Origin of the sequence: Actinoallomurus sp. CA-142502 (genome assembly GCF_050936355.1) — a bacterium.
Taxonomy (GTDB): Bacteria; Actinomycetota; Actinomycetes; order Streptosporangiales; family Streptosporangiaceae; genus Actinoallomurus; species Actinoallomurus iriomotensis.
Map to the genome: position 1 here is coordinate 5,748,014 of NZ_JBNJMY010000001.1, position 26,970 is coordinate 5,774,983.

Genomic DNA, 26,970 nt, shown 5'->3' on the forward strand with positions numbered 1-26,970 from the left:
CGGAACTACGGCGTCCACCACCACCGCCTCGCCCCGCCCGCCCCGCTCCTGCCGCCGATCACCGCCGCCCTGGCTCGTACCGCACCGTCCCGGCCGCACCGGTACACCTCCTGGCTCCGGACCACCCCCGGACCGCCGCACACCGGCTGGTGGAGCCTGCTCCCCTGGCGGCCCTCCCCCGACCCACGGCACGCCCCGGCGGTGTGGCGGCACGAGATCGCGGCCGACCACTCCGACGGCTACCTGGACTGGACCGCCGGCCGGCAGGGCGTCCTGCCGCTATGGCCACTGCCCCCACCCGCGGACGGCCGCGTCAAGGCCTACCGCAAGCTTGATCGGTGGCCTGCTCCAGACGCCTGCGCAGCGCCGCCTCACCGGCTTTGCGCACCGCGATGGCGTCCGGGCGTACGGCGTGTTCTGTGAGTGTCAGTACGCCAGCCGGGCCCCGAGCCGGGCGACGAGTTCATCGGCCATCTCGGACAGATCGTCGATCTTCGTGCACTGCGGACACCTGAGCAGATAGCCTCGAGATCCTATTCTCTCTAAAAGAGAGAGCTAACACTTGGCGGAGGATTTAAGAGTCGTGGAGAAACGGGTGTCGGTGCTGGTCGTGGGGGCGGGACTGGCCGGCCTGGCCAGCGCGATGTTCCTGGCGCAGCGCGGAGTCGACGTGCTCCTGGTCGAGCGGCGCTCAGGAACCTCGTTGTTTCCCAGGGCGGTGGGGCAGAACCAGCGCACGATGGAGCTGCTGGGGTTCGGCGGGCTCGCTGGGGACGTGCCGACCCTCACCCCGAGCCTGGCCAAGTTCAGGGTCAGGATTGCGGCCAGCCTGCCTGGGCCGACCTTTCACGAGGAAGTCTCCGAGACCGACACCACGGACCTCAGCGCCCTGTCCCCGGCCAGGCTGGGCACGGCCGGCCAGGACAAGCTGGAGCCGCTGCTGCGTCGGCGCGCCGAGGATCTCGGCGCCGAGCTGCGCTTCGACACCGAGCTGGTGTCTTTCAGCCAGGATGACGACGGTGTGACCGCCATGCTCAGCGGGCGCCGCGACGGGCAGATGAGCCAGGTGCGATCGGACTACCTCGTCGCCGCCGATGGCAACCGCAGCGACGTGCGCGAGGCACTCGGCGTCGACCGACACGGTCCCGGCAGCCTCGGGTACAACGTCAGCATCATCTTCGACGCCGACCTCGGTGACCTGGTCGACCCGGAGCCGCCGACACTGCACGTGCTCCACAACGAGCAGGCCAACGGCGTGTTCATCACCGTCGACCATGCGATCGACCGCCACCTGTACAGCGTCGGTTACGACCCGGCCGCCGGACAGTCCCTGGAGGACTTCACCACCGAACGGTGCACCGAGCTGATCCGGCTGATCACCGAGTTGCCAGACCTCCGACCGGAGATCAGGGCCGTGCGACCGTGGGAAATGGCAGCCTCGGTGGCGGACCGGTTCCGGGTGGGACGGGTACTGCTGGCCGGCGACGCCGCCAAGGTCACCCCGCCCAGCGGCGGGTTCGGCGGCAACACCGCGATCGGTGATGCCTACGACCTGGCGTGGAAGCTCGCCGCTGTGCTCGGCTCCACAGCCGGAACCGCGCTGTTGGATACCTATGACGCCGAGCGGCGCCCGGTCGCCGAGCGGGTCGTCGCCGAGGCGTTGCGGCTGGCGGGCAGCCGCGGGCCCGCGTCGGCCACCGAAGACTCCGAGGACCCGGCCGACGAACAGATCTCCGACCAGAAGCGCGCGGTCGAGCTTACGCTCGGGTTCCGCTACCGCTCTGCGTCGGTCCTCGCAACGGATGACGATCCCGCGGACACCGAGGATCCGTACCGGCCGACCGGCCGGCCCGGATTCCGGGCACCGCATGTGTGGCTGCGCTGTAACGGCGAGAGACTGTCCACCGTGGACCTCTTCGGCCACGGTTTCGTGCTGTTGTCTGGAGCTGAGGGTGGATTCTGGACCGGCGTTGCCGACGGTGTCGCCGCCCGCCTCGGTATCACCGTGCGAACCCACACGATCGGCGACGACCTGGCCGACACTGAGGGCGAGTTCCTTGCCCGGTACGGGATCGGCGCGTCGGGTGTGAGCCTGGTCCGGCCGGATGGCGTCGTCGCCTGGCGCACCGCCGAGGCGCCGAGCGATCCGGCGCAGGTCCTGCTTGGAGCGCTCACAACGGCGTTGGCGAGATAGGCACGCGACGAAATCGCTGACCTGCGGTTAGTTCGCCACTTTGCGGCGATGGCATCGCCCGGGAATCTCGTCACCCGCTCGACGCGCCTCGGCCCCGCCACCCCGACGGGACGAACTCGCCCAGAAGGTGACATCTCCCCCGGCTAAGGTCGTCAGCATGACTCGATGGATCGAACTCGACGGCGCGGTCAACGTCCGTGACATGGGCGGACTCACCACCACCGACGGCGGCGCACTCCGTACGGGCCGGCTGCTCCGCTCGGACAACCTCCAGGGCCTCACCCCCGCCGACGTCGACCGCCTCGTGACCCACATCGGCGTCCGCCACGTCATCGACCTGCGCAGCGACACCGAAGTCGTGGCCGAAGGCCCCGGCCCGCTCACCCGCGAACCCCGCGTGACGATCCACCACCTGTCCCTGTTCGCCGAAGGCGGCGGCCTCACCGACGTCGAAGCCGACACCGCTCCCACCGTCGACACCGACAAGATCCTCCCCTGGCAGAACCGCCCCGACGAGGACGGCCCCGAGAGCGAACGCAGCGTCAACCACTACCTCGCCTACCTCGCCGACCGTCCCGACTCCGTCGTGGACGCGCTCCGCGTCATGGCCCAGGGACCCTCGATCGTCCACTGCGCCGCCGGCAAGGACCGCACCGGCGTCGTCATCGCCCTCGCCCTGGACGTCCTCGGCGTCCCCCGCGACCACATCGTCGCCGACTACGCCGCGACCGGCGACCGCCTCGAGGCCATCCTCGGCCGCCTGCGCGGCAGCACGACCTACGCCCAGGACCTCGACTCCCGGCCCGCCGACTCCCACCGGCCGCACGCCGCCACGATGGAGAAGTTCCTCACCATCCTCGACGAACGCCACGGCGGCCCGCTCGGCTGGCTCCACCACCACGGCTGGACCGACGACGACACCGCCGCCCTCCGCGCCGCCCTACGGGCCTGACCACCGGACGCTCGGACACCAGCGGCCCACGACCCGGCCTCGATCGCAGGAGCGCGGGGCGCGGGCGGTCAGGCGCCGATGAACGCCCGGACCGCCTCCTGCGCGGCGTCGCGCATCCGCGCGTGCAACGCGGCGTTCGCCGCCCGGTCCGTACGCGCCTCCACGATCCGCAGCCCCTCACCGGTCATGACCTTCGTCAGGCCGTCCATCGCCTCCAGCCGCGTGTACGGCAGCCCATGCGCCGCCGCGACCGAGGCCAGATCGACCTGATGCGGTGTGCCGAAGACCCGCTCGAACGGCTCGGGGAACGCCGCCTGCGGCAACAGCGAGAAGATCCCCCCGCCGGCGTTGTTCACCACCACCAGCGCCAGATCCGGACGATGATCCTGCGGCCCGATCACCAGACCGTTCTGGTCGTGCAGGAACGCCAGATCCCCCAGCAGCGCGAACGCCCGGTTACCGTGCGCCAACGCCGCACCGACCGCCGTCGACACCAGACCGTCGATGCCACTCGCACCCCGGTTCGCCAGGATGCGGATCCCCCGCCGCGGATGCATCGTCTGATCCAGATCCCGGATCGGCATGCTCGCCGCCGCCAGCAACAGCGACCCGCCCGGCATCGCCGACACCAGATCACGCGCCAGCCGCGGCTCCGACAGCTCACCGGACTCATCCAGCACCGCGTCCACCGCGTTCCGCGCCACCAGGTCGGCCGTCCGCCACCCCTTCAGCCACGCGTCGTCGCCCGACACGACCGGGATCTCCGCCTCCTGCGCCACCTGCGTCGCCGACCGCACCGGATCCGGCCACCGCGCCAGCGACGGCGTCACCACCACGTGCTCCTCCGCACGCCGCAGGTACGACAGCAGCGGACGCGACAACCCCGGCTTGCCGAGCGTCACCACCACCTCCGGACGATGCCGCTCGACGAACTCCGGCACCCCCAGCAGGAAGTGATGCGAGGACAGCGCGTGATCGCCATACCGCGCGTTGCCGTTGGGCTCCGCCAGCACCGGCCAGCCCGCCATCGACGCCGCCGCGACGTACCGCTTGACGTTCACCGCGCCGTCGCCGACCACCAGCACACCCCGCCGCGTCGGCGGCACATGCAGCACCGACCCCGGCGTCGCCGCCCGCACCTTCGTCCACGGCCCCGTCGCGTCACCGTCCAGCGGCTCACACCACGACTCGTCGCCGTCGGGGATCAGCGGCTCACGGAACGCCAGGTTGAGATGCACCGGACCCGGATCCGGCTCCAGCGCCACGTGCCAGGCGCGGCTCGCCAGCGACCGCCAATAGGCGATCATGCCCGGCCGCTCCTCCGGCACGCCGACCTCGCAGTTCCACCGCGTCGCCGAACCGTACAGCTTCACCTGGTCGATCGTCTGGTTCGCGCCCGTCCCCCGCAGCTCCGGCGGCCGGTCCGCGGTCAGCACCAGCAGCGGCACCCCCGACTCGTGCGCCTCCACCACCGCCGGGTGGAAGTTCGCCGCCGCAGTACCCGACGTGCACACCACCGCCACCGGCCGGCCGCTCCGCTTGGCCAGCCCCAGCGCCAGGAACGACGCCGAACGCTCGTCGATCCGCACATGCAGCCGCACCTTCGACTGCTCGAACAGCGCCAGCGCCAGCGCGGCCGACCGCGACCCCGGCGCCAGCACCACATCGGTCAGCCCGCAGCGCGTCAGCTCGTCCACCAGGACGGTCGCCAGGGCGGTCGCCGGGTTCACAGTGCCGCTCCCCGCCGCTCGTCCAGCACCGCACGCGCCTCGTCCGCGCGCCGCCGCCAGCCGTCACCGTCGATCTCGTACCGCGCCAGCATCTCTTCATCGACCCGCGGCCGCCGCACCTCGATCACGCCGTCCACCGCCGCCAGCGGATCGGCGACGACGTCGCTCTCCAGCAGCGACAGGGTGCCCAGCCCGCAGGCGTACGGCAGCTCCGGCAGCGCCGCCGCCAGCGCCAGACCCGCCGCGAGCCCCACCGACGTCTCCACCGCGCTGGAGACCACCACCGGCAGGCCGCACGCCTCGGCCACGGCCAGCGCGGCCCGTACCCCGCCCAGCGGCTGCACCTTCAACACCACGATGTCCGCGGCGTCCGCCGCGCGTACCCGCAACGGGTCCTCGGCCCGGCGGATCGACTCATCCGCCGCCACCGGCGTGTCCACCCGCGCCCGTACGGCCGCCAGCTCCTCCAGGGTCGCGCACGGCTGCTCGGCGTACTCCAGCTCACCCAGCGCCCGCAGCATGCGAACAGCGGTGTCGGGATCCCACGCGCCGTTGGCGTCCACCCGCACCCGGCCACCGGGCCCGAGCGCGTCACGCACCGCCTCGACCCGCGCGATGTCCTCACGCTCGTCCTGCCCGGGCTCGGCCACCTTCACCTTGGCCGTACGGCACCCGGAGGAGCGGACGATCGCGTGCGCGGCCTCCGGGCCGACCGCCGGCACCGTCACGTTGACCGGGATCCGCGTGCGCCGAGGCTCGGGCCAGCCCTCATCGGCCGCCTCGTACGCCGCCGCCAGCCAGCGGGCGCACTCCGCCGGACCGTACTCCGGAAACGGGGAGAACTCTCCCCATCCCGCCCGGCCGCGCACGAGCGCCCCTTCTCTTCGCGTCACGCCGCGGAACCGCGTGCGCATCGGGATGGCGAACACCCGCAATGGCCCGACCCCTCATCCTGTCACTCTCGCGTTCGCCCAACCCTACGACCGCTCGTCCCCGGCACGTACATCGGAGGTCAGTAGTACCAGGGGAAACGAGACCAGTCGGGCTCACGCTTGCCGAGGAAGGCGTCGCGGCCCTCGGCGGCCTCGTCCGTCATGTACGCCAGGCGGGTCGCCTCACCGGCGAAGACCTGCTGTCCCACCAGCCCATCGTCGATCATGTTGAAGGCGAACTTCAGCATCCGCTGCGCCGTCGGGCTCTTGCCGTTGATCTTGCGGGCCCACTCCAGCGCCGTCCGCTCCAGCTCCGCGTGCGGCACCACGGCGTTGACCATGCCCATGCGGTGCGCCGCCTCGGCGTCATAGGTCTCGCCCAGGAAGAAGATCTCCCGGGCGAACTTCTGGCCCACCTGCCGCGCCAGGTACGCCGACCCGAAGCCGCCGTCGAAGCTCGCCACGTCCGCGTCGGTCTGCTTGAACCGCGCGTGCTCCCGGCTCGCCAGTGTCAGGTCGGCCACCACGTGCAGGCTGTGCCCGCCGCCGGCGGCCCAGCCCGGCACCACGCAGACGACGACCTTGGGCATGAACCGGATCAGCCGCTGTACCTCAAGGATGTGCAGCCGCCCCGACCGCGCCGGATCGATCGTCTCGGCCGTCTCCCCCTCGGCGTACCGGTAGCCGTCCCGGCCACGGATCCGCTGGTCACCGCCCGAACAGAACGCCCACCCGCCGTCCTTCGGCGACGGGCCGTTGCCTGTGAGCAGCACGCACCCGACGTCGCTGGACATCCGCGCGTGATCCAGCGTGCGGTACAGCTCGTCCACGGTGTGAGGACGGAACGCGTTGCGCACCTCGGGCCGGTTGAACGCGATCCGTACGGTGCCGTGATCGACGGCCCGGTGGTAGGTGATGTCGGTGAGGTCGAAGCCCTCCACCGCCTTCCAGGCGTCCGGGTCGAACAGCTCGGAGACCATGCGTGTCCTTTCGTGGCGATCGGCGCCCTGCCATTCAAGCGGTCCGCCGCCTGTGTCGTGGATCGGGGTCTGGTGTTCGTTCAAAAAGGAGGATCTTCAAACCCGGCGCCTTTACATAGTAAGTTTCATGCGTCCCCGGCGTGCCCGGAGCGGCGACGCTCGATAGCCTGAACGGCGCCATGAGCCGACCCCTCCACGCCGTGATCCTCCCGCCGGGACCCGCCATCGCCCAGCGGCTCGAAGCCGCCCTCGACGGCAGCGGCCCCGCGATCTGTCCCCTCTCCCCCGCGCTGCCCGACCCCGCGCTGCGCTCGATCCTGGACGCGCTCTCCCCCGCCGCGGTCGAGACCCCCGACGGCATCGCGGGCCGCGACGGCGGGCAGCCCACCGACGCGGCCGTCCTCATCGCGACCTCCGGCTCCACCGGCCGACCCAAGATCGTCGAGCTGTCCGCCGAGGCGATGACCCGCTCGGCCACCGCGACGCTCGACCGGATCGGCGCCGCCCCCGGCGACCGCTGGCTGTGCTGCCTGCCCACCGACCACATCGCCGGCGTCCAGGTGCTGACCCGCTCCATCGTCACGGGCACCACCCCGATCGTGCACGAGCGGTTCTCCCCCGCCGACGCGGTGGCCAGCGGTGCCCAGCACATCTCGGTGGTGCCGACCCAGCTGCGCCGCATGCTCGACCACGACCTGTCGGTGTTCTCCTCGATCCTGCTCGGCGGGGCCGCCACTCCCCCCGATCTCCTGGCGGCCGCCCGCGCGGCCGGCGGCCGGGTCCTGACCACCTACGGCATGAGCGAGACCTGCGGCGGCTGCGTCTACGACGGCGTGCCGCTCGACGGCGTCTCGGCGGCCGTCGGCGACGACGGGCGGATCCGCCTCGCTGGCCCGGTCCTGTTCGACGGCTACCGGCTGCGGCCCGACCTGACCGCCGCGGTCCTGGACGGGGACTGGTTCGTCACCAGCGACCTCGGTGTGATCGAGAACGGGGAGCTGCGCGTACGCGGCCGCGCCGACGACGTCATCATCACCGGCGGCGAGAAGGTCGTCGCCGGCGAGGTCGAGCACCTCCTGCGCACCCACCCCGGCGTCGAGGACGTCGTCGTGGTCGGCCGGCCCGACCCCGAATGGGGCGAGCGGGTCACCGCCGTCGTCGTCGGATCCGCCACCCTGGAGCAGCTGCGCGACCACGTCCGTGCGACCCTGCCCGCGCACGCCGCGCCACGCGCCGTCGAGCTGGTCCCCGAGATTCCCCTGCTGGCGTCGGGGAAGCCGGATCGGGTACGCCTGCGCCGCCCGCTCTGAGAGAATCGCTGCCCGTGGTCGTACCCCGCGTACTCGCTCTGGTGGCGCTTGTCGCGCTCGCCGGATGCTCGACCGGAGGACACTCCGGAAAGCGACAGCAGCCCTCCGGCCCTCCGCTGGTGATCCCCAAACCGGCCCGCACGCCGACCGGCCCGCCGCGCCCGGCCCTCGCCGGCGCCGTCTGCGGCAGGGTCGACGCGCTCGGCGGGTATCCGGCCCGGGTCGTCGTCGTGAAGGGACGCACGACCTGCGTCACGGCGCTGCGGGTGTTCCGTAAGTACTACGACCCCACCACTCCGGCCGAGGGCAGCGCCGGTCTGGCCGTGATCGACCGCTGGACCTGCTCGACCCGCCTGAGGGTCGCCACCTGCACGCTGAGGGCCACGACGATCCAGGCGCGCGGCTGACCATGGGACTCCCGGGGCCGCCGCGTCCCATAGTGTTACTTGTCACACGGAGCGGCCGCCGAATCGGCGTGACCAGTGCGGCTGGAGTCCGCCTCGGAAGGGGCGTACCGTGGTCCGACCGGCCCGAACGGCCGCGGAGACGACGCCCGCGAGCGTCAGGCTTTACGGTGGAGCCCACCTCGGGCAGGTGAAAGTTTCCGCCCTGCGGGAACAACCCAGACACAACTGCGCGTTTCGGATAGTGCGCGCATATGCCAGAGACGCACGTCCCATGCCGCCAAGATACGTACGAAGGGAGGGAGGTGTCCTCATGCCGCGAACCGCTGCTACCGCCGCGCACGCAGCGCCGACCACGACGCCTCTCGAGGAGCTTCTCGACCGTGGCCGTTCTCAGGGGCACCTCTCGCTTGACGAGGTGCGGAACGCCTTTCAGGAAGCCGGTATCACCCCCGCGCAGGGCCGTTCCATCATCCGTGAGCTGACCGACGCCGGAGTGCGACTGGCCAGTCAGGACAAGGCCGCTGGTGAGCCGAAGACTTCGTCCACCAAGAAAAAGGGTACGGGCACTGTCAAGAAGGCCCCACCGGCCAAGCCCGCCCGCGCCACGGCGAAGCCGAAGGCGAAGGCGACCCGGACCAAGACGACCCGGACCGCCCGCTCGGCCAAGGCCAAGAACACCGAGGTCACCGAGCCCGTCGAGCAGGAGCACGGCCCGGCCGAGGAGGTCCTGGCCGCCGACGCTCCCGTCGAGACGCCGGTCACCACCGCCGAGACGGACGACTTCGAGGTGGACGCCCCGACCGACCTGGACGACCAGTCCTCGGTCATGGGCGACTCGGTGCACACCTACCTCAAGGCGATCGGCCGCCGGCAGCTGCTGACCGCCGCCCAGGAGGTCGACCTCGCCAAGCGCATCGAGGCCGGGCTCTACGCCGAGCACAAGCTGGAGAGCGGCGCCAAGCTGTCCGCACGGGCCCGCGAAGAGCTGCGGCTCGTCGCCGAGGACGGCCAGCGGGCCAAGGCCCACATGCTGGAGGCCAACCTGCGGCTCGTGGTGTCGGTCGCCAAGAAGTACGCCGACCGCGGCCTGTCGCTGCTCGACGTCGTGCAGGAGGGCAACCTCGGCCTGATCCGCGCCGTCGAGAAGTTCGACTACACCAAGGGCTACAAGTTCTCCACGTACGCCATGTGGTGGATCCGGCAGGCCATCCAGCGCGGCTTCGCCGACTCGGCCCGGACGATCCGGCTGCCCGTGCACGTCCTGGAGATGCTGAGCAAGCTGAGCCGGGTCGAGCGCGAGATGCACCAGCGTCTCGGCCGCGAGCCCACTCCGGAGGAGCTGGCCGTGGAGCTCGACAAGAGCCCCGCCCAGGTCCAGGAGCTGCTCCGCACCAGCCGCCAGCCGATCAGCCTGGACTCCACGATCGGCGAGGACGGCGAGACCCGCATCGGCGACCTCATCGAGGACACCGACACTCCCGAGGCCTCCGAACTGGTCGACCGCCAGCTCATGGCCGACCAGCTGCGGCGCGCCCTCGGCGTGCTGTCGGCCCGCGAGGAGAAGATCATGGCGATGCGCTTCGGCCTGTACGACGGAACGCCGCGCACGCTGGACGAGATCGGCAAGCACCTCGGCCTGACCCGCGAGCGAATCCGTCAGCTGGAGAAGGAGTCGCTGTCGAAGCTGCGGCACCCGAGCAACGCCCGGCCGCTGCTCGACTTCGCCAGCTGAGCACCGCACCGTCAAGGACCCCGCCCGACCGGCGGGGTCCTTTCTTTTCGCCGGATGTCACAGAGCGGCGCGCTGCCTCGTCTCCGTTTGCGAAGACGGGTGCCGAGCAGAACGCACCCTCCCATGACGAGGAGCGGGATATGAGCGCACAGCAGAAGGTCGCGCTGGTCACCGGGGCGAACAAGGGAATCGGCCGGGCGGCCGCCGAACAACTCGCCGCGCTGGGCATGACGGTGCTGATCGGCGCCAGAGATCCACAGCGCGGTGAGGAGGCCGCCGCGGCGCTGCGCGAGGCCGGCGGCGACGTGCACGCGGTCACCCTGGACGTCACCGACCCGGCCACCGTGCAGGCGGCCGCCGAACTGGTCGAGGAGCGCTTCGGCCACCTCGACGTACTGATCAACAACGCCGGCATCAGCGGCTCCGGGCGGGTCGACCCCGCCGACGCCCGCGACCAGATCCCCAGCTCCGTCGACCTGGACATGGTGCGGACGGTGTTCGAGACCAACGTGTTCGGGGTGATCACGGTGACCAACGCCATGCTGCCGCTGCTGCGGCGCTCAGCGGCACCGCGCATCGTCAACGTCAGCAGCCACGCCTCGTCGCTGACCATCAACAGCGACCCGGACGGCCCCTTCACGGCACTGCTCCCCTCGGCCGCGTACACGCCCTCCAAGACGGCGCTGACCGCCCTGACCGTGCAGTACGCCAATGAGCTACGGAAGGACGGATTCCTCGTCAACGCCGTCGCGCCCGGCTACGTCGCCACGGACGCCAACAACCACACCGGCCACCTCACCCCCGCCGAGGGCGCCGCGGTCCTGGTACGCCTGGCCACCCTCGGCCCGGACGGCCCGACCGCCGGCTTCTTCAGCGAGGACGGCCCGGTGCCGTGGTAGAAGTCCAGGGGCCTTCCGGCCTGAACCTGACTTCCGCCGACTGAGACTGGATCACCGATGACCGACGACAGCGAACCGCGGCCCCGCCCGTCCTCCACCACGCCGCGCGTGGAGACCGTCATGTCGTGGACGGTCGACGAACCGGCGGTCAGGCAGGGGCCGTGGTGGCGACTGGGCGTGGTCGTGGCGGCTCTGATCGCGGTCGTCCTGGCGTTCTGGGGTGCGCCTCGTCTCTGGGCGGTGTTCGCCGACGGGATGCGGGGGCCGTACGGGCGGTTCCCTCAGCCGGTGGCGGCGCAACCACCCGTGCGCTCGGCGCGACCGGTGGCCTCCGTCCCCCGGTCCACGGTGATCTACGGCGGGCTCGCGATCATGCCCGCCCGTGATGGTGTGCGGGCCGTCGACATCGTCACGGGCCGGGTCTACTGGCGCTACCCGAAGGGCAAGGGGCTGCCGGTGGGCGGCGTCGATCGCTCGGCGGGCGACGTCTTCCTCGAATCGACGAGCGGTGAGCTCGTGAGGGTCGACATCCGCTCGGGCCGCATCCGATGGTCCCGGAAGGTGCCCGGCATCGGAACCGACCGCTCCGTCGTGCCGGACGCCGACGCGGCGACGCTGGCGTTCATCGGCAGCGACGGAATGTCCGGGATCTCCCGTACGACCGGCAAGGTCCGCTGGACGACGAAGTGGCCCGGCACCTGTCCGTACGACAGCGACTTCTCCCATGTGACCGTGGTGCCGGGCACCCTCGCCATCGCCTGTAACGACTATGGCTCGCGGAACAACGCCGTGGTCGGCTTCGACCCGGCGACCGGCACCACACGGTGGGTGCTGCGCGTCTCACAGCTGTCCGCCGGGGCGTCACGCCCCAGTGACATGGTCGACACCCTCGGGCTGGTCGGCGGCCGGCTGGCCGTGGCGAACGATGACACCACCAGCCTTCTCGACCCGGCGACCGGCCGGGTCATGGCCGAGCGGCGGTGGAAGGACCAGCCGGTCGCCTTCGCCGGAGGGCTCCAGATCAACGTCTGCATGGACAAGAAGGACGAGGCCATCTGCGGATACGATCCCGTCACCGGCGCCGAGCTGTGGCGCAGCCCATCCGGCCACATCCCCCAGCTCGGCGAGAGCCTTGCCGTGGCCGACGGCCGGGTCTACGTCGTGTCCGAGGTCAGCAGGAACGGCACGGCCGTCCGCGAACTCGCCGTCTTCGACGGCCGGACCGGCAGGGTCCTCGGCCGCAGCCCGATCACCGGCGAGGCGGACTACGTCTACGGACCGGTCACGGACGGCGTCATCGCCGTCGGCGGCGGCTTCTACACCGACCTGTACGCCGAGCGCCCCGACATCCGGAGCCCACGCAGACTCCCGTCATGACCGAAGCGGTCTGGCCGGCCGACGGGTTGGGAGGCACCCCGCCGGCCGACCATCGCCGGTCGCTCACTGCTGGGGTTCTGATGGTGCCGTGCGGGGCATCAGGGCGACGACCGGGAGGCTGAGAGCGGTGACGGCCAGGACGACGATGAGGCTGACCTTCATCGCGTGGGCGGGTCCGGAGCTCGCGGCTTGGAAGAAGATCGAGGTGACGGCGGCCGAGCCGATCGCTGAGGCGAGTTGCTGGATGGAGCTGAACGCGCCGCTGGCGCTGCCGGCTTCGTCGGGTTTGGCGTCGCCGAGAGCGACGGTGGGGATCGTGGCGAAGCTGAGGCCGAGGCCGACGCCGATGACGAAGAACGCCGGGGCCGGCGCCCAGAGGCCGGCGTTCGTCCCGGAGTGATGGACGAGGGCCAGGACCCAACCGCAACCGGCGAGGTCGACGGTGAGGCCGATGAAGATGAGCCGTCGGCCGAGCTTGGCGACCAGGCCGCCCATGGCGGCGAACCCGGAGGCGACGAGCCCCAGGGTGAGCGGCACCAGAGCGAGCGAGGCGTCCCGCGGGCTGACGTGCAGCCCTTCCTGCAGGAACAGCGACAGCACGAAGAGCAGGCCGGTGCCGGCGGCGACGGCGACCAGGCACACGAGCAGTCCGGAGGTGAAACCCCGGTTCTTCATGAGCGAGGGCGTGATGAGCGGGTGGGTCGCGGTGCGCTGACGGTAGGCGAAGGCGGCGAAGAACAGGACGCCGACGACGATCGAGACGATCGGGAGGGCGCTCCAGCCGTTGGTCGAGCCCTCGATCAGGCCGTACAGCAGGCCGAGCATGGTGACCGCGAGCAGGCCGGAGGCCCAGCCGTCGACGACGGCGGACCGGTCGCCGTCGTCACGCGGCAGGATCTTGGCGGCCATGACCAGCCCGATGACGCCGAGGACGATGTTGATGAGGAAGATCGGGCGCCAGGACAGACCGAACACGTCGGCGCTGATGACGAATCCGGCCAGGACCGGGCCGCCGACACTGGACAGGCCCAGGACCGGGCCGAACAGCCCGAACGCCTTGGCGAGCATGGCGGGGGTGAACGCCTTCGTCATGATCGCCATGCCTTGCGGGATGAGCAGGGCCCCGAACGCTCCCTGAGCGACCCGGGCGACGATGAGCAGGGCCGGGTCGGGTGAGAACCCGGCGACCGCCGAGGCCAGGGTGAACCCGCCCATGCCGATCAGGAAAAGCCTGCGCTGGCCGAACTTGTCACCCAGCCGCCCGCCGACCACGAGCAGGACCCCCATGGCGAGCATGTACGCCGGTCCCAGCCACTTGATCAAACTCTCACCGCCGTTGAGATCACGGGCGATCGTGGGCGCGGCGATGTTCGTGACCGTTCCGTCGATCACGTCGAGGGCGTCGGCGAGCAGCACCAACCCGAGGATCGCCCACATCAGGCGGCTGGAGCGGCGTGCGGTGACCGTGCCCGGCTCCGTCAAGGTGGTCATGAGGAACGTCCTTCTCGATTCCGTCAGGGCGCCCCTCGTGGGCGGCCTCTCACCACCACCACGAAGACCCCCGACCCGATCCGACACCGCCCGCAGGAAGATTCCGTCGAGATCTTCCGGCGCGTGCGACGGCTGGAGATGTCGCGGCGCTCTCCAGGTCGCCCACGTCAGGCAGGCTCGGGTGGGGCGTTGTCGTAACCCTGTGAGCCGCTTTGTGTTCGTCGTCGCGTTTGTTCTGTTCTCGGGTCGACCCGGTGGACGACACCTACCGCGGCAAGTGCGACACCATCCACCAGGCCTACCGGGACGGGATGGAGGACCATTTCGGCGCGCTCGTGATCCGGACGCCGCCTGACGCGCTCCGGTGATCACCCGACAAAGGCGGTGCGGAGAATGTCGGGTGAGCGGGGCCGGTGTCGCCGCACGATGAGGGCATGGATGACACGACCTTGGTATCCCGTTTCCTCCGCGACGGCTTCGTGAAGTCGGAGGGCACTGTCGCGCCGCGTGTGGCCGCGGACTGCGCGCGGCTGCTGTGGCGGGAGACGGGCTGCGACCCGGACGACCCGTCGACGTGGACGCGGCCCGTGCACTGGGTGGGCGGCATGGCGCAGGGGCCGTTCGCCGCCGCACCCAACTCCCCGCCGCTGCACCACGCGTACGACCTGCTCGTCGGCGCGGGACGCTGGGAGCCGCGCTACTCGCTGGGCACGTTCTGTTCCTGTTCAGCGAGGTCGGTGAGGAGGACGCCCCGACCCGGATCCGGGTCGGCTCGCACCTCGACGTGCCAAAGGTGCTGGAGAAGTACGGAATGACGGGGCGAGCCCGCCGCTGATGCCGGCCGCACCGTACGAACTGGAACGGGCCGACGGCACGTACTCACCCGTGGAGATTGCGATCCGCCGAGGTCTGGGACAGGACACCCCCGGTCCGGACGGAGACGGCACCGACCGCAGCGCCGGGTAGACGTGCTTCACGATGCGGGGCGCGAGACGCTGCTGGAGATCGCGGTGCGCTACGGCTACAGCTCCGGTGAGGCGTTCGCGCGGGCGTTCCGCACCATGCACGGCATCGGACCGGGCGAGGCCCGGCGCACCGGCGCCGCACTCACCTCCCAGTCCCGGATGGCCTTCCGTGCGAGCGAATCGGTCGCCTTTCGCGCCAGCCGAACCAGTCGCGGCGGCCCGTCAGAGCGGTCTGCTCTCGTTGACGCACCGGGCTCCAAGTACGTTCAGAAGCGCCAGAGCCTCGGCGTCACGGGATCCCGGCGGCGCGCTGTAGAGCACGAGGTGCTGGTCGCGGTCCGTCAGCGCGAACGTGTCGCAGTCGACGGTGATCTCCCCGACGACCGGGTGACGGAAGGTCTTCGTGAGCATCGACGCGGCCTGCACGTCGTGCCGCTCCCAGAGCCGGGCGAACTCCGGGCTGGCGTCGCGGAGCTCCTCGACGAGTCCGGTCACCGCGGGGTCGGACGGGTACCGGGCCTGGGTGGCTCGGAGCTCCATGACGACGTGGTGCCGGAACTCCGCGGCGTCGGAGACCCCGTACAGCATCGCCTCGGCGTGCCCGAGGAACGCCCGGCGCGCGAGATTGCGGTGCTCCGGGGCGAGTTCGGCGAAGTCCTCCATGAGCGCGGCCGCGAGGTCGTTCCACGCGAGCACCTCGAACGCGGCGGAGATCACGAAAGCGGCCGTCTGCGGCAGCCGTTCGAGGAGCGCGAGGATGCTCGTGCGGACGTCTCGCCGATGCAGCCCGGTACGGCTCGGCGCGGTGCCCGCGAGGACGTGGAGGTGATCGGACTCGGCGTCCGTGAGCCGCAGCGCACCGGCGATCCCGGCGAGGACCTCGCCGGACGGTCGCGGCGCCCGGCCCTGCTCGAGCCGGACGTAGTACTCCGTGGAGATGTGCGCGAGGACCGCCACCTCCTCGCGGCGAAGACCCGGCGTCCGGCGTCGCGGGCCCGAGGGGAGGCCGACGTCCTCCGGCCGGAGCCGTTCGCGCCGGCTGCGGAGGAACGCCCCGAGTTCCTGCTTGTCCATACCCCAAAGTCTGCACGCGGCGCGGCGACGGATCCTGGTACCACCTGTGCCTGCATCCGGTCTGGAGGCCGGCCGGACACTGTCGCCATGACGAACGACATCGACATCGCACCCGTCGGCCTGCTCACCGGCAAGGTCGTGTTCATCACCGGCGCCAGCCGCGGCATCGGCGCGGCCGCGGCCCGCCTCTTCGCCGCCGAAGGTGCCGCCGTCGTGCTCGCGGCCCGCGGCACCGACGCCCTCCAGCGGATCGTCACCGAGATCCGCGCCGACGGCGGCGTCGCGGACGCCGTGACAGTGGATCTCGCCGACCGTACGAGCATCCGCGCGGCACTCGACCGCGTCGAGGAGGTGCACGGCCGGCTCGACGGCGCCTTCAACAACGGCGCGACGATCCAGCGGCCCGGTCCGCTCGACACCACGAGCGACGAGGACGTCGAGGAGCAGTTCGCGGTGAACTTCCGGGCGCACTGGACCGCCATGACCGCCGAGGCCGCGCTCATGCGGCGGAACGGCGGCGGGGCGATCGTCAACACGTCGAGCATCGGCAGCCGTCGCGCGAACCCCGCCCTCCCCGCGTACGGCGCCATGAAGCGCGCGCTCAACAGCATCACCGAGACCGCCGCGGTGAGCTGGGCCGGCGATGGCATCCGGGTGAACGGCATCACTCCCGGCGGCACCGCCACGGAGATGATCGACGCGTGGGAGGCGGCGACTCCCGGCATCGTCGAGCAGGTGAAGGCATCGGTGCCGCTCGGACGGATGGCCGAGCCGCGCGAGGTCGCCGAGGTGGCCGCGTGGCTGCTCAGCGACCGCGCCTCGATGGTGACGGGCGCGATCGTACCGGTGGACGGCGGCGCCGGCGCCTGAACGGGAGAGCCCGGCCTGGAAGCACCGCGAATGAGCATCGACCGGCGACCTCGAATCGAGGTAGTGCCCTCCGCGTGACGGCCTGCCGCGTGCGGTCACCGCGGTCGGCGGGCGGCTGAGGGACCGGCCCGCCGAGGTGCTCTTCGTGGGCTTGTGCTCCGCGGCCCTGCTGACCAGCGGCGGCGGAGTGTTCACGCCATGGCCGGCTGCGCTCACCATAGTGGCCGAGACGCTCGCCTTGCCGTTGTTGGCGTACCTCGCCGTCTTCGCGGGCGCCGCAACCCGACGGAGGCAGCGACAGCGGCTCACCGCCCTACCGCAGCATGGTCGCGGCGTGGGTGAGGGCGTCGAGGAGTGCGGCGGTGGCGGGGGGATCGGGTGGTTCGCCGTAGGTGGCCGCGTAGATCCGGCGGGATGGTGTCGGTAGCGGGGTGGCGGTGATCGCGGGGTGTTGATGGGCGCGCAGGGCCAGCCCGGGAATGGTGGTGACGCCCATCCCCGCGGCGACAAGGCTTTGCATGACGACCATGTCGTCGGTGGTGTAGGCCAGGCGCGGGGAGAAGCCGGCGCGTTCGCACATCTCGACGAGGTGGCGACGGCAGCGTTCGCAGCCCGCGATCCAGGGCTTGTTCGCGTGGTCGGCGAGGAGGGTTCCGCCGCCGGTGGTGAGCAGGTAGAGCGGGTCGTCGAGCAGGTGGGTCAGGCGGACGGAGCCGTCCTCGGGGACGGTGTCGTCGTACCGGAAGATGACGGCGACGTCGACCTGGCCGGCCCGGAGCAGCTCCAGCGCATCCTCGGGGTGGCTGTCGGTCAGGCCCAGCTCCAGGCCGGGATGCTGCCCGGCGAGGACGGTCGCCGCCTGCGGGACCAGTGAACTCATGACGGAGTTGAAGCCGGCCAGCCTGACCCTGCCGGCGTTCAACCCGACCAGCGCGGCCAGTTCCGCGGTCGCCGATTCCACCCGGCCGATGATTTCGGCCGCCCGGTCGGCCAGCAGGTGGCCGGCCGCGGTGAGCCGGATCCCGCGGCCCACCCGCTGGACCAGGCGGGCACCGACCTGCGCCTCCAGCCTGGACAGCTGGTGGCTGATCGACGGCTGGGTGTACCGCAGCTCCTTCGCGGCCGCGGTCACCGAGCCGTGCCGCCGCACGGCGTCGATGACGCGAAGCTGCACCAGAGTCACCATCCATAAATTCTAGGCATGCGTCCAGGCGAGAACTGGCATTAGACCTATCGATCGTCACCCGGCATCGTCGTCACCGAGCGAAGGAGACAACGATGATGACTCGCGATCGTGGCCCTGGTGCATACGGTGCACCAGGGGTGAAGAACTACCAGTTGAGTGAGCGCCGCACGTACGTCGTCGTCGGTGCGACGGGCAAGACCGGGCGTGAGGTCGAGCGACACCTCACCGGCCATGGCCACGACGTACGGGCCGTTGCCCGCAGCCGTGGGGTCGGCGTTGATGACGCCGTGGCGCTTGAGCGTGCCTTCGAGCACGCCGACGGGGCGTTCGTGCTCGTTCCTTTCGACCTTGCCAGTGCGGACCTGCATGCTCGCGACGATGCGATCGCGGAACGGCTCGAACACGCCATCCGCCGCAGCGGCGTGCCTCGCGTGGTGCTGCTCAGCGGGCTGAACGCGCACCTGCGCCGTGGTACATCCCTCGGCGCGGCCCTGATGGAGGAGCGGCTGCGCGCCTGCTCGGTCCCCGAGCCGATCGTGCTGCGTGCGGGCTGGTTCATGGAGAACTTCACCGACGGGCTCGGTTTCAGGGCACAGGCAGAGAACACCGGCGTGTTCCGCACCCCCTTCACCGCCCATCGGCCGATGCCGACAGTGGCCGCGCGCGACGTCGGGCAGCGGGCCGCCGAACTGCTGACGCAGCGCCATCCGCGACTCGGCGTCCACGAGCTGCACGGCCACGCCGACCTCACGATGACGGAGGCGACAGCGATCCTGGCGGAGGCCGCCGGACTCCTCGACGTGGCGTACGAACAAGTCGGCTACGAGGCGGCGAGAGCGAGCATGCTCGCATCAGGCATGCCGCCGTCCTTCGCTGACGCTGTCCTCGAGACCGCCCGCAGCTTCAACGACGCCCAGCCGTGGGCACTGGCACCTCGCGACGACGAGACCACGACATCCACGTCGCTTCGGGACTGGGCGCACTCCGCGCTGGCCGGGGTCACCACATGAGCAGACTCGTCGTGCAGATGCAGACGTCCGCCGACGGCTATGTCGAAGCGGCCGACCCGGCGGTGCAGTGGCAGGTCTGGGACTGGGGGCAGAACTGGCCATGGGACGACGAGCTCAAGCGAGACTTCAACGAGACGTTCCGCGCGGTCGACCGGATACTCCTCAGTCGCAAAATGGTCGAGGAAGGCTACATCGATCACTGGACACGAATCGCTGAAAGTCATCCCGACGAGCCCGACTTCGCCTTCGCCCGTAAGGTCGGCGACGCGGAGAAGATCGTTTTCTCCACTACCCCCGAAGGCGGTCATCTCCGATGGCCGCGCACCCGATGGGCGGCAGGCGGGCTCGCTGCGACCATCGCGCGCCTCAAGGCAGGGCCGGGCGCCGACATGATCGCCTTCGGCGGCACGGGATTCGTCGCCGCTCTCGCCAGCGCGGGCCTGGTCGACGAGTATCAGTTGTACGTCAATCCAACGGCGGTCGGTCGCGGCGAGTCCCTGTTCCGGTCCGTCGCCGGTGGTCTCCGGCTTACGCTCGTACGCTCCAAGTCGTACGCGTGCGGCATCGTCGTGAACACGTACACGTCGGCGGGACAGGTCAACCCGTGAACCGCGTCCGGACGCGCGGCCGGCGCTGCGGAGCGAACCGCTTGTGGCCGCCTCGCGCTGACCGCGACTCCGTCCAGACCCGACCCGCTGAGGAGTCCCGATGAGCAATGCGCCCGACCCTCGCCCCTCCGCTCTGCCGCCCGTCGTCGACCGGGACGCCTTCCAGGCCGAACTGGACCGGCTGCGCGTACGGGAGAAGGCGCACACCCGGGAAGGCGACGCGATCGCCGCGGCCCGGCGGCGGCTTCCCATGGTGGAGGTGGACGCCGACCAGGAGCTGATCGGCCCGGATGGGCCGCTCACCCTGCTGGAGACGTTCGAAGGACGCCGACAGCTCATCGCCTACTACTTCATGTGGAACCCCGCCCGGTCCGCGGCCGAGCAGTGCGAAGGCTGCACCTTCTCCGCCGGCCAGGTCGCCGAGCTGTCCCACCTGCACTCGCGCGACATCACCTACGCGGTCTTCAGCCAGGGCCGCAACGTCGCCGTCGGCGGCGCCGACCCCCGGACCTCCTACGAGGAGAGCCTGCGCTACCGCGACTTCATGGGCTGGCGGATGCCCTGGTACTCGGCGCAACCGTCCCTCGGCGGCCTGCTCACCGGGCGCGAGGCCGGCCTGTTCCACCTGGTCTGCTACCTGCGGGACGGCGACCGCGTCTTCGAGACCTACTGGACGACCCGGCGCGGCGTCGAGGCGATGGACTACGCCTACGCGCTCATGGACCTCACCGTGTACGGACGCCAGGAGTCCTGGGAGGACTCACCGCCCGCCTGGCCGCAGGAGTGCACCGACACCAGGTCCGACGCCGGCTCGCCCCGCTGGCAGCCCGCGTCGGCGTGGCCGGGCGGACGCCCCATCGCCCAGTGGCCGCGCCTGGAGGCCGGGCACTCCGACGAGCTCGGCGCCGTACGGCCGCGACCGGACGGACCCCACCGTTGCCACTGACGCGGACCGGCCGGCCTCGCTCCCGATGACGATCGAATCGCCGGGAGCGAGGCCGTCGCCGCCGGTCTGATCTTCGGTGTGCCGAGCCTGGCCTCCGTGGCCGCGGGAGTGACCGCCGGCCGGTTCATCGGACGCCTCGGGAGCCGCACGGTGCTGGCCGCCGGGCCGGCCGTCGTCGCGCTGTCGACGCTGCCGCTGGTCTTCCTCGGTCCGGGCCGCGGCGCGCTGGCGATCCTGGTGGTCAGTTCCCGTTTGCGGGCGTACTGGGCGGCGAGGATCAGCACGGACACCCCGGCCGCGCCCACCAGCGCCCCTACGGGTTGCAAGCCGAGGAACGACTGAGGCCGCCCGCCGTTGGAGCGAAAAGCTGGTGGAAGGCGGAGCCGATCGGCTGGGAGCAACTGCTCGAAGAGTCGCAGGCCTGGATCCAGGTCAGGCATTGCCTAAGCCATGGCCTGACGAGTGGCTGGAGCACTGAGCGGTGGCCGGGGCCGTTCACCTCGCGGGCCGGGTCGCCGAGGAGATCGGGCAGAAGCTGTCGTGGAACAAGGTCCCGGAGTTTCCGCTAGGCCCGGAGCCGAAGAAGTAGGGATGATGGGCATGACGCCCCTGACCGTCAGCGCGGGCTCGGCAACTCGAAGTAGCCCACCCTTCCCACAAAGGTTCGTACAGCTAGGCGCTCACCGTACATCGACCGGAGTGATGCGGCGCAATCGAGTCGCGATCGGCCGTCCGGTCTCCGTAGTCGTTTAACCATGCCGCGTTCTTCCAATTTGCCGATGATGCGCTGGATGCGGCGCCGTGACGATCCGAGGGACGCGGCAAGAGCGCGTGTGCTGGTCACGCACTCGGCAGGATCCCCTTGTGCTGCGTTGATTTGTTCCAGCAGTCGGACTGTCAAGGTGGGTGCGTGGTCGCCCGCGGCCTAGTGACCAGCAGACCGCCGGATGGACGCCGTCGGCGCCGACGGTGACTGGCCCGCTGGGCTGATATGGCACCAGGCGGTGCCTGCGGGCGAGGCGTGCGACGTGGCCCTCCCAGGCCCAGGTCGGATGGCGAGGTCTGGAGTTGTGTGACTCACAGGAGCCTGGGCTTCGGCAACCCAGCACGCTACGACGAAGACACCTACGCCGAAACAACCACCGCCACCTGGGCCGAACTTACCCAAGCCCCAGGGGCCGTCACACGGCGGCTAGCCGGACCGCTCCTGCGCGCACTCGCAACTGAAGACCGGTACACCGCAGCTCTCAACGACCAAACCGCGCCATCGACGTGATGCCCCCGAAGGATCAGCGAGTCAGCAGGGCCCGATGACCGGCCCGTCGCGTCGTTCTTCTCTGCGGGTGGTCAGGTCTACGATCTTGCCGGTGCGGCTGTCCAGGTGCTCGCATAGCGCCTGGTTGTCGTGGTGGAGGGCCGCGTCTTCGAGCTGACCGACGCCGGCCGCGCCGAGCTGCGGCGACGCCTCGAGCGACCGGACGAGCTGGAGATCAGCGACCGTAACAAGTACTTCGTGCTGCCGGCCTTCCTGCACCTGCTGCCGGTCGGCGGACGCTCAGGCCCGGGTGCTCCGGCAGCGCCTGGAGTTCCTCCAGGACCCGCGACGGGGGTTCTTCGTCGACGACGACCGGGTGCTGCGCCAGGACGAACTCCGCTCCCCCTTCCAGGCGGGCATCCAGCACATCGCCCGGGTGACCTCATCGGCCGAACGCGCGTGGCTCACCGACATGCTGGCGACCGTCGAGTCGACGGCGACCTCGTAGCAGCCGGATGTGGGCTCTCCCGCAAGAAAATGGTGACGACCCGCCGCCCGCCTTTACATTGTAGATTCTTGCGAGCCGGAGGTCCCGGTCGGCAGCGGACGGTCACCGGTGAAGATCGGATCGCAGGCCAGCCGGTATCCGCGTTTGACCACCGTCTCCACCAGCCCGCCTCCGCCGAGACCCCGCCGCAGCCGCGCCACCGCCATCTCCACCGCGTGCTCGTCCGCCTGCGGCCGGCCGTACGCCCCGCCGGGCAGCGCGCGGCTGGGCAGCACCCCGCACAGTTCCGCGCGCGAGACGACGTGCCCGGGACGGCGGGCCAGCGCGCGCAGGATCGCCATCGGCGCCGGGGCGATCGGCTTGAGCTGGCCGTCGAGGACGACCGCGTGCCCGCGAAGCTCCAGCGCGTGCCCGTGGACGGCCAGCCGGCTAGCCCGCCGGGCCGGCAGCTCCACGGACAGGACCTGGACCAGCGCGCTCAGCCGGGCGCGCTCCGGGCTGATCGGGACCACTCCCCTCTCCTCCAGCGGCGCGGCCGTGACCGGCCCGACGCAGGCGGCCAGGACATTGGTCCGCAGCGCGCCCAGGAGCAGGCCTTCGAGGTTGTCGTCGGCCGCGACGGCCAGGGTGGCGGCGACCGCGGGCGCGCTCGTGAAGGTGATCGCGTCGACCGTGCCGGCCACCGCCTGCCCGACCAGGCGGCGAAGGGGCGTCGGATCGTCGCTGCGCGCCCACCGGTACACCGGGATCTCCACGACCCGCGCACCCGCGCGACGGAGCATGCCGGTCAGCTGCGGGGTGGGCTCGCCGTACAGCTGCACCGCGATGCGGCGCCCGCCGAGGTCCTCCTCCAGCAGGTGCCGCAGGACCTCCTCCCAGCGCTCCGTCTGCGGCGACCACGTCTCGGTCACCCCGGCCGCGCGGACCGCGCCCCTCGCCCGCGGCCCGCGGGTGAGAATCCGGGCGTCGGCCAGCAGCTTGACCAGGTCACTCCGCAGGCCCCAGCCCTCCGCCGCCTCCAGCCACGCGCGGAAGCCCACCCCCGTGGTGACGATGACGTCGTCGACCGGCTCGGCCAGCAGGTCGCGGGTGGCGTCGAGCAGTTCGGTGTCGTCCGCGAGCGGCACCAGGCGGATCGCCGGGGCGTACACGACCCGCGCGCCCTTGCGTTCCAGCAGGCCGGACAGCTCCTCGTGGCGACGGGCGGCCGTGACGCCGACGGTGAACCCGGCCAGCGGCTCGGCGTTCACGATCCGGCCGCCTCGACCCGGCGCCGGGTCATCGTGGACGACCCGGGTGGCGTGTCACGACCCGCCGCCTTTACATAGTAAGGTTCGTACGGCCCCGCGCGACCGGGCCACGCTTCCGCCGGACGACGAGCCGCCCTCCCGTACCCCACCATGACGCAGCGGCCGGCCATCCGCTCACCCTCTCCCCGGAGACGACTTGACCACGATCTTTACGACGGGGCGTTTCGGGTCTGGGTCTCACTTGTTACCGCTGTGCTACAAGCCGCTCACCTACCCCCTGACCTGGCCGGGTACGGCACGTCGACGGGGCGGAAGCGTCGGAAGGGGGTCAGGCGGGTGGTGTCCGCGGGGCGAGGTTGTCGATGAGCAGCGCCAGGGCGAAGTCGAAGCGCTCATGTCCGGTGCCGGAGGTGAGTTCGGTCGCGTACTGCCTGGTGTTGGGGAAGGCGGCCTCGGGCAGGGCTTGGAAGCGATCGACCAGTTGGTCCCGGGTCAGGACCCAGGTCGCCTCCGGGTCCTTCCGCCGCTGCTGGATCATGGAGGTCTCCAGCGCGTAGCCGGCGACGTAGAGCGAGAGGGCGTCGATGGCCCAGGCCGCGGTCTGCGGCTGGACACCCCCGGCGAGCAGGATCGCGAGCATCCCCTCGTTCACCCGCAAGGTTTCCAGGTTGGTGGGGACCATCGCGAGCGCGGCCCGGGAGATACCCGGGTACCTCAGGTACTGGTCGCGGATCTGGGCGCACACGTCTCGGATCTGCTCACGCCACCGCGCTGGATCGGGCTTGGGCAGCACCAGCTCCGAGCACAGCCGCCCGATCAGCAGGTCGTCGATGTCAGCCTTGTTGACGATGTGCGCGTACAGCGACGACGGACCGGTGCCGAGCATGGCGGCGACCCGGCGGATGGTCAGCGCGTCATACCCCTCGGTGGCGACGACCTCGAGGGCGGCGTCGGTGATCCGTTCGACGGTGATCGGCTTCTTGCGTGGTGCCGACGCGGCGGCCTCCGCCGCGGGTTGGGCGTGGCGAGCCGCGCGGCGTTGGCGGGGATCGGCGGACATGCCGGCCACTATAGCTTGACACGATCTAAGTTCGTTGAGGTAGAACTTAGATCGTCCTGAACGAACTAAGTTCGTATCAATGTCCCGGGGGTGTGTGATGCGAGTTTCGGTTGTCGGAGCCGGTCTGGGAGGTCTGGCTCTCGCGCAGGGTCTCCGTGGTGCCGGGATCGAGGCCGACGTGTTCGAGCGCGACCCGGGGATCGTCGCACGGTTCCAGGGCTACCGGCTCGTGCTGAACCTGATCGGTTTCCAGGCGGTGCGCGACTGCCTGCCGACGCGCTGGCACCCGCTGCTGGACGAGATCGTCATGGACGCCTCCGCCGAGCAGCTGATCCTGGACCCGCAGCTGAACGAGATCGGCAAGCTCGGCGCGGGCCGGACCGGCATCGTGGTCGACCGGCAGGTGCTGCGGCACCTGTTGCTGACCGGCCTGACCGTGCACACCGATGCCACGCTGACCGGCTACGACGTGCTGGCCGACGGCAACGTCCAAGCCCGGTTCGCCCGCCGTGACCCGGCCACCGCCGACCTGCTCGTCGGCGCGGACGGCGTCACCTCCGCGGTCCGCGGAGTGTTGTCGCCGCAGACCGCCCCGACCGACACCGGCGTCCGGTTCGTCATCGGCCGCACCCCGCTGACCGACGAGTTCGCCGGCCTGTCCAAGGCCTACGGCTCAAAGATCACGGGCGACGGCGTCAGCCTGCTGCTCGGCGCGATGCGCTTCCGCACCCCGCCGAGGCAGGCCGCCGAGCAACTGGCCCCCGAAGTCATGCTGCCCGACATCGGCGACTACGTGCGCTGGGCCATGATCCTGCCGCCGAACGGCTCGCTGGAGGACCTGACCGCGAAGGACGCCGTGCTGTCCAGGATGGAAGGTTGGCACCCGGAGCTGCGCGCGCTGATCGAGCAGGCCGATCCGGACAACAGCACGCTGCTGTCCATCCGGGTGGTCAAGCCCGGTGAGCGCTGGGCGTCCGGCCCGGTCACGCTGCTCGGCGACGCGATCCACGCCACCTCCCCGACCGGCGGCAACGGCGCGAACACCGCGCTGCGCGATGCCGACCTGCTGCGCCGCCGCCTGATCGAGGTCGACGAAGGCCGCCAGGATCTGCTCAGCGCGGTCGACGACTACGAGCGGCAGATGTTCGAGTACGGCGCCGAGGCCGTGCGCGGCAGTCTCGAGAAGCTGCCCGCCTTCTTCCCCGAAGCGAAACCGTCCTAGGGCGTGTTTTGTGGATCTTGGGCGAGGAGTGTGGGTTGATGGCGTGTCATGGTGCGTCGTCATGAGCTGAGTGATGCCGCGTGGGCGCGGATTGAGCCGTTGTTGCCTGCTCATCCGCGTCAGGGCGGACGGTGGCGGGATCACCGGCAGGTGGTCAACGGGATCGTGTGGAAGATCCGCACGGGCGCTGATTGGCGGGACATCCCGGAGCGGTACGGGCCCTGGCAGACGGTCTATCAACGGTTCCGCCGCTGGTCAGCCGATGGGACATGGGATCGCCTGTTGGAACATGTCCAGGTCCACGACGACGCGATCGGTGAAGTGGACATGACGGGCGTTTGCGTGGACTCGACCATCGTGCGCGCTCACCAGCACGCCGCCGGCGCCCGCAAAAAGGGGACACCGCCGGGACGAACGGGCAGCAAGATCACCAAACGGACCGGGCGCTCGGACGATCCCGCGGTGGGCTGACCACCAAGATCCACCTGGCCTGCGATGGCCGCGGCCTGCCACTGTCATTCGTGATCACGGGGGGCAACATCAACGATTGCACCCGTCTGATCGAGGTCATCGAAGCGATCCGGATTCCCCGTAAGCACGTGGGGCGGCCTCGCATCCGGCCGTTGCACCTCATCGCCGACAAGGGCTATTCCACCAACAAGATCCGCCTCTACCTGCGCCGCCGCCGGATCGCCCACACCATCCCCGAACGCCGTGACCAGCTCGCCGCCCGTGCCCGCCGCGGATGGCGCCGCTGCGGCTTCGACAAGGAGATCTACCGGCGCCGTAACGTCGTCGAACGCTGCTTCAACCAGCTCAAACGCTTCCGCGGACTCGCCACCCGCTATGAAAAACTCGCTGCTCATTATCGGAGTGTGGTGACCATCGCCAGCCTCATCTTGTGGCTCAACCAAGATCCACAAAACAGGCCCTAGGCCGAAATTCACCCCACGACCTGGCCGCCGCCGACGCCGCCACCACCACCCTGGTCATCAACGTGATCGCCGCCGTC

General features: G+C 70.7%; 25 protein-coding genes. 16 read left to right on the plus strand and 9 right to left on the minus strand.

The features are described from left to right. Window positions 1–601: 601 nt before the first annotated feature. On the plus strand, window positions 602–2,194 hold the full coding sequence (gene rdmE, locus ACQEV1_RS27410; RefSeq protein ID WP_433405979.1) for an aklavinone 12-hydroxylase RdmE: 1,593 nt from the start codon (window positions 602–604) through the stop codon (window positions 2,192–2,194). A 157-nt stretch (window positions 2,195–2,351) separates the two neighbouring features. Further along, window positions 2,352–3,146, plus strand: coding sequence for a tyrosine-protein phosphatase (locus tag ACQEV1_RS27415; RefSeq protein ID WP_433397075.1), 795 nt, complete (start codon window positions 2,352–2,354; stop codon window positions 3,144–3,146). Between the two features lie 68 nt (window positions 3,147–3,214). Here ACQEV1_RS27415 and menD read toward each other — a convergent pair whose 3' ends face one another. The 3 genes from menD to ACQEV1_RS27430 all read right to left on the minus strand — a co-directional run bounded on the left by menD (window position 3,215) and on the right by ACQEV1_RS27430 (window position 6,788). After that, window positions 3,215–4,876, minus strand: coding sequence for a 2-succinyl-5-enolpyruvyl-6-hydroxy-3-cyclohexene-1-carboxylic-acid synthase (gene menD, locus ACQEV1_RS27420; protein WP_285623828.1), 1,662 nt, complete (start codon window positions 4,874–4,876; stop codon window positions 3,215–3,217). Continuing rightward, window positions 4,873–5,811 (minus strand): o-succinylbenzoate synthase, encoded by a 939-nt coding sequence (locus tag ACQEV1_RS27425; protein ID WP_433397077.1) that lies wholly within the window; start codon window positions 5,809–5,811, stop codon window positions 4,873–4,875. The genes menD and ACQEV1_RS27425 overlap by 4 nt, the downstream gene beginning before the upstream one ends. Window positions 5,812–5,888: 77 nt before the next feature. Then, on the minus strand, window positions 5,889–6,788 hold the full coding sequence (locus tag ACQEV1_RS27430) for a 1,4-dihydroxy-2-naphthoyl-CoA synthase (RefSeq protein ID WP_285623822.1): 900 nt from the start codon (window positions 6,786–6,788) through the stop codon (window positions 5,889–5,891). 179 nt (window positions 6,789–6,967) lie between these two features. On the opposite strand from ACQEV1_RS27430, the gene ACQEV1_RS27435 reads away from it, so the two are divergent. From ACQEV1_RS27435 to ACQEV1_RS27455, 5 genes are all read left to right on the plus strand, one after another. Continuing rightward, the gene (locus tag ACQEV1_RS27435) at window positions 6,968–8,098 is read left to right on the plus strand and encodes an AMP-binding protein (RefSeq protein WP_285623819.1); all 1,131 of its coding nucleotides are present in this window, start codon (window positions 6,968–6,970) and stop codon (window positions 8,096–8,098) included. A gap of 14 nt (window positions 8,099–8,112) precedes the next feature. Continuing rightward, window positions 8,113–8,505 (plus strand): hypothetical protein, encoded by a 393-nt coding sequence (locus ACQEV1_RS27440; protein ID WP_285623816.1) that lies wholly within the window; start codon window positions 8,113–8,115, stop codon window positions 8,503–8,505. A gap of 310 nt (window positions 8,506–8,815) precedes the next feature. Beyond that, window positions 8,816–10,237: an RNA polymerase sigma factor gene (locus ACQEV1_RS27445; protein ID WP_433397080.1), complete on the plus strand. Its 1,422-nt coding sequence runs from the start codon at window positions 8,816–8,818 to the stop codon at window positions 10,235–10,237. A gap of 140 nt (window positions 10,238–10,377) precedes the next feature. Continuing rightward, window positions 10,378–11,136: an SDR family oxidoreductase gene (locus ACQEV1_RS27450; RefSeq protein ID WP_285623809.1), complete on the plus strand. Its 759-nt coding sequence runs from the start codon at window positions 10,378–10,380 to the stop codon at window positions 11,134–11,136. A 57-nt stretch (window positions 11,137–11,193) separates the two neighbouring features. Next, window positions 11,194–12,513, plus strand: a complete 1,320-nt coding sequence (locus ACQEV1_RS27455; protein ID WP_433397083.1) for a PQQ-binding-like beta-propeller repeat protein — start codon at window positions 11,194–11,196, stop codon at window positions 12,511–12,513. A 63-nt stretch (window positions 12,514–12,576) separates the two neighbouring features. Here ACQEV1_RS27455 and ACQEV1_RS27460 read toward each other — a convergent pair whose 3' ends face one another. Beyond that, window positions 12,577–14,004 carry an MFS transporter gene (locus ACQEV1_RS27460; protein WP_433397085.1) on the minus strand — a complete coding sequence of 476 codons (1,428 nt, stop codon included), beginning with the start codon at window positions 14,002–14,004 and terminating at the stop codon, window positions 12,577–12,579. Window positions 14,005–14,438: 434 nt separating this feature from the next. Here ACQEV1_RS27460 and ACQEV1_RS27465 point away from each other — a divergent pair, with 434 nt between their 5' ends. Then, window positions 14,439–14,819, plus strand: coding sequence for a hypothetical protein (locus ACQEV1_RS27465; protein WP_433397087.1), 381 nt, complete (start codon window positions 14,439–14,441; stop codon window positions 14,817–14,819). 372 nt (window positions 14,820–15,191) lie between these two features. Here ACQEV1_RS27465 and ACQEV1_RS27470 read toward each other — a convergent pair whose 3' ends face one another. Then, entirely contained in the window at window positions 15,192–16,043 is an 852-nt protein-coding gene (locus ACQEV1_RS27470; RefSeq protein ID WP_433397089.1) for a helix-turn-helix transcriptional regulator, read from the minus strand. An 87-nt stretch (window positions 16,044–16,130) separates the two neighbouring features. On the opposite strand from ACQEV1_RS27470, the gene ACQEV1_RS27475 reads away from it, so the two are divergent. Then, window positions 16,131–16,913 carry an SDR family NAD(P)-dependent oxidoreductase gene (locus ACQEV1_RS27475; protein WP_433397091.1) on the plus strand — a complete coding sequence of 261 codons (783 nt, stop codon included), beginning with the start codon at window positions 16,131–16,133 and terminating at the stop codon, window positions 16,911–16,913. A gap of 313 nt (window positions 16,914–17,226) precedes the next feature. On the opposite strand, the gene ACQEV1_RS27480 is transcribed toward ACQEV1_RS27475, so the two are convergent. Then, window positions 17,227–18,099, minus strand: a complete 873-nt coding sequence (locus ACQEV1_RS27480) for a LysR family transcriptional regulator (RefSeq protein ID WP_433397093.1) — start codon at window positions 18,097–18,099, stop codon at window positions 17,227–17,229. A 137-nt stretch (window positions 18,100–18,236) separates the two neighbouring features. On the opposite strand from ACQEV1_RS27480, the gene ACQEV1_RS27485 reads away from it, so the two are divergent. The 4 genes from ACQEV1_RS27485 to ACQEV1_RS27500 all read left to right on the plus strand — a co-directional run bounded on the left by ACQEV1_RS27485 (window position 18,237) and on the right by ACQEV1_RS27500 (window position 21,005). Continuing rightward, a complete protein-coding gene (locus tag ACQEV1_RS27485) occupies window positions 18,237–19,109 on the plus strand; it encodes an NmrA family NAD(P)-binding protein (RefSeq protein ID WP_433397095.1) in 873 nt (290 codons plus the stop codon). Then, window positions 19,106–19,717 carry a dihydrofolate reductase family protein gene (locus tag ACQEV1_RS27490; RefSeq protein ID WP_433397097.1) on the plus strand — a complete coding sequence of 204 codons (612 nt, stop codon included), beginning with the start codon at window positions 19,106–19,108 and terminating at the stop codon, window positions 19,715–19,717. Before ACQEV1_RS27485 ends, ACQEV1_RS27490 begins: the two co-directional genes overlap by 4 nt. 100 nt (window positions 19,718–19,817) lie before the next feature. Further along, window positions 19,818–20,663 (plus strand): DUF899 family protein, encoded by an 846-nt coding sequence (locus ACQEV1_RS27495; RefSeq protein WP_433397099.1) that lies wholly within the window; start codon window positions 19,818–19,820, stop codon window positions 20,661–20,663. Window positions 20,664–20,741: 78 nt separating this feature from the next. After that, window positions 20,742–21,005 (plus strand): hypothetical protein, encoded by a 264-nt coding sequence (locus ACQEV1_RS27500; protein WP_433397101.1) that lies wholly within the window; start codon window positions 20,742–20,744, stop codon window positions 21,003–21,005. Between the two features lie 955 nt (window positions 21,006–21,960). Here the strand turns inward: ACQEV1_RS27500 and ACQEV1_RS27505 are convergent. After that, window positions 21,961–22,197, minus strand: a complete 237-nt coding sequence (locus tag ACQEV1_RS27505) for a hypothetical protein (RefSeq protein WP_433397103.1) — start codon at window positions 22,195–22,197, stop codon at window positions 21,961–21,963. Between the two features lie 31 nt (window positions 22,198–22,228). Between ACQEV1_RS27505 and ACQEV1_RS27510 the strand changes: the two genes are divergently transcribed. After that, entirely contained in the window at window positions 22,229–22,426 is a 198-nt protein-coding gene (locus ACQEV1_RS27510) for a hypothetical protein (protein ID WP_433397104.1), read from the plus strand. A gap of 53 nt (window positions 22,427–22,479) precedes the next feature. Here the strand turns inward: ACQEV1_RS27510 and ACQEV1_RS27515 are convergent, their stop codons facing one another. Then, window positions 22,480–23,679 (minus strand): uroporphyrinogen-III synthase, encoded by a 1,200-nt coding sequence (locus tag ACQEV1_RS27515; RefSeq protein WP_433405980.1) that lies wholly within the window; start codon window positions 23,677–23,679, stop codon window positions 22,480–22,482. Between the two features lie 325 nt (window positions 23,680–24,004). After that, entirely contained in the window at window positions 24,005–24,736 is a 732-nt protein-coding gene (locus ACQEV1_RS27520) for a TetR/AcrR family transcriptional regulator (RefSeq protein ID WP_433397106.1), read from the minus strand. Between the two features lie 97 nt (window positions 24,737–24,833). On the opposite strand from ACQEV1_RS27520, the gene ACQEV1_RS27525 reads away from it, so the two are divergent. After that, complete coding sequence (locus ACQEV1_RS27525) at window positions 24,834–25,958, plus strand: FAD-dependent oxidoreductase (protein ID WP_433397108.1); 1,125 nt, start codon at window positions 24,834–24,836, stop codon at window positions 25,956–25,958. 48 nt (window positions 25,959–26,006) lie between these two features. Then, a protein-coding gene (locus ACQEV1_RS27530) for an IS5 family transposase (RefSeq protein ID WP_433395192.1) occupies window positions 26,007–26,893 on the plus strand; the annotation gives its coding sequence in 2 pieces (ribosomal slippage) (window positions 26,007–26,376 and window positions 26,376–26,893; 888 coding nt in all). The last annotated feature ends 77 nt before the right edge of the window (window positions 26,894–26,970 follow it).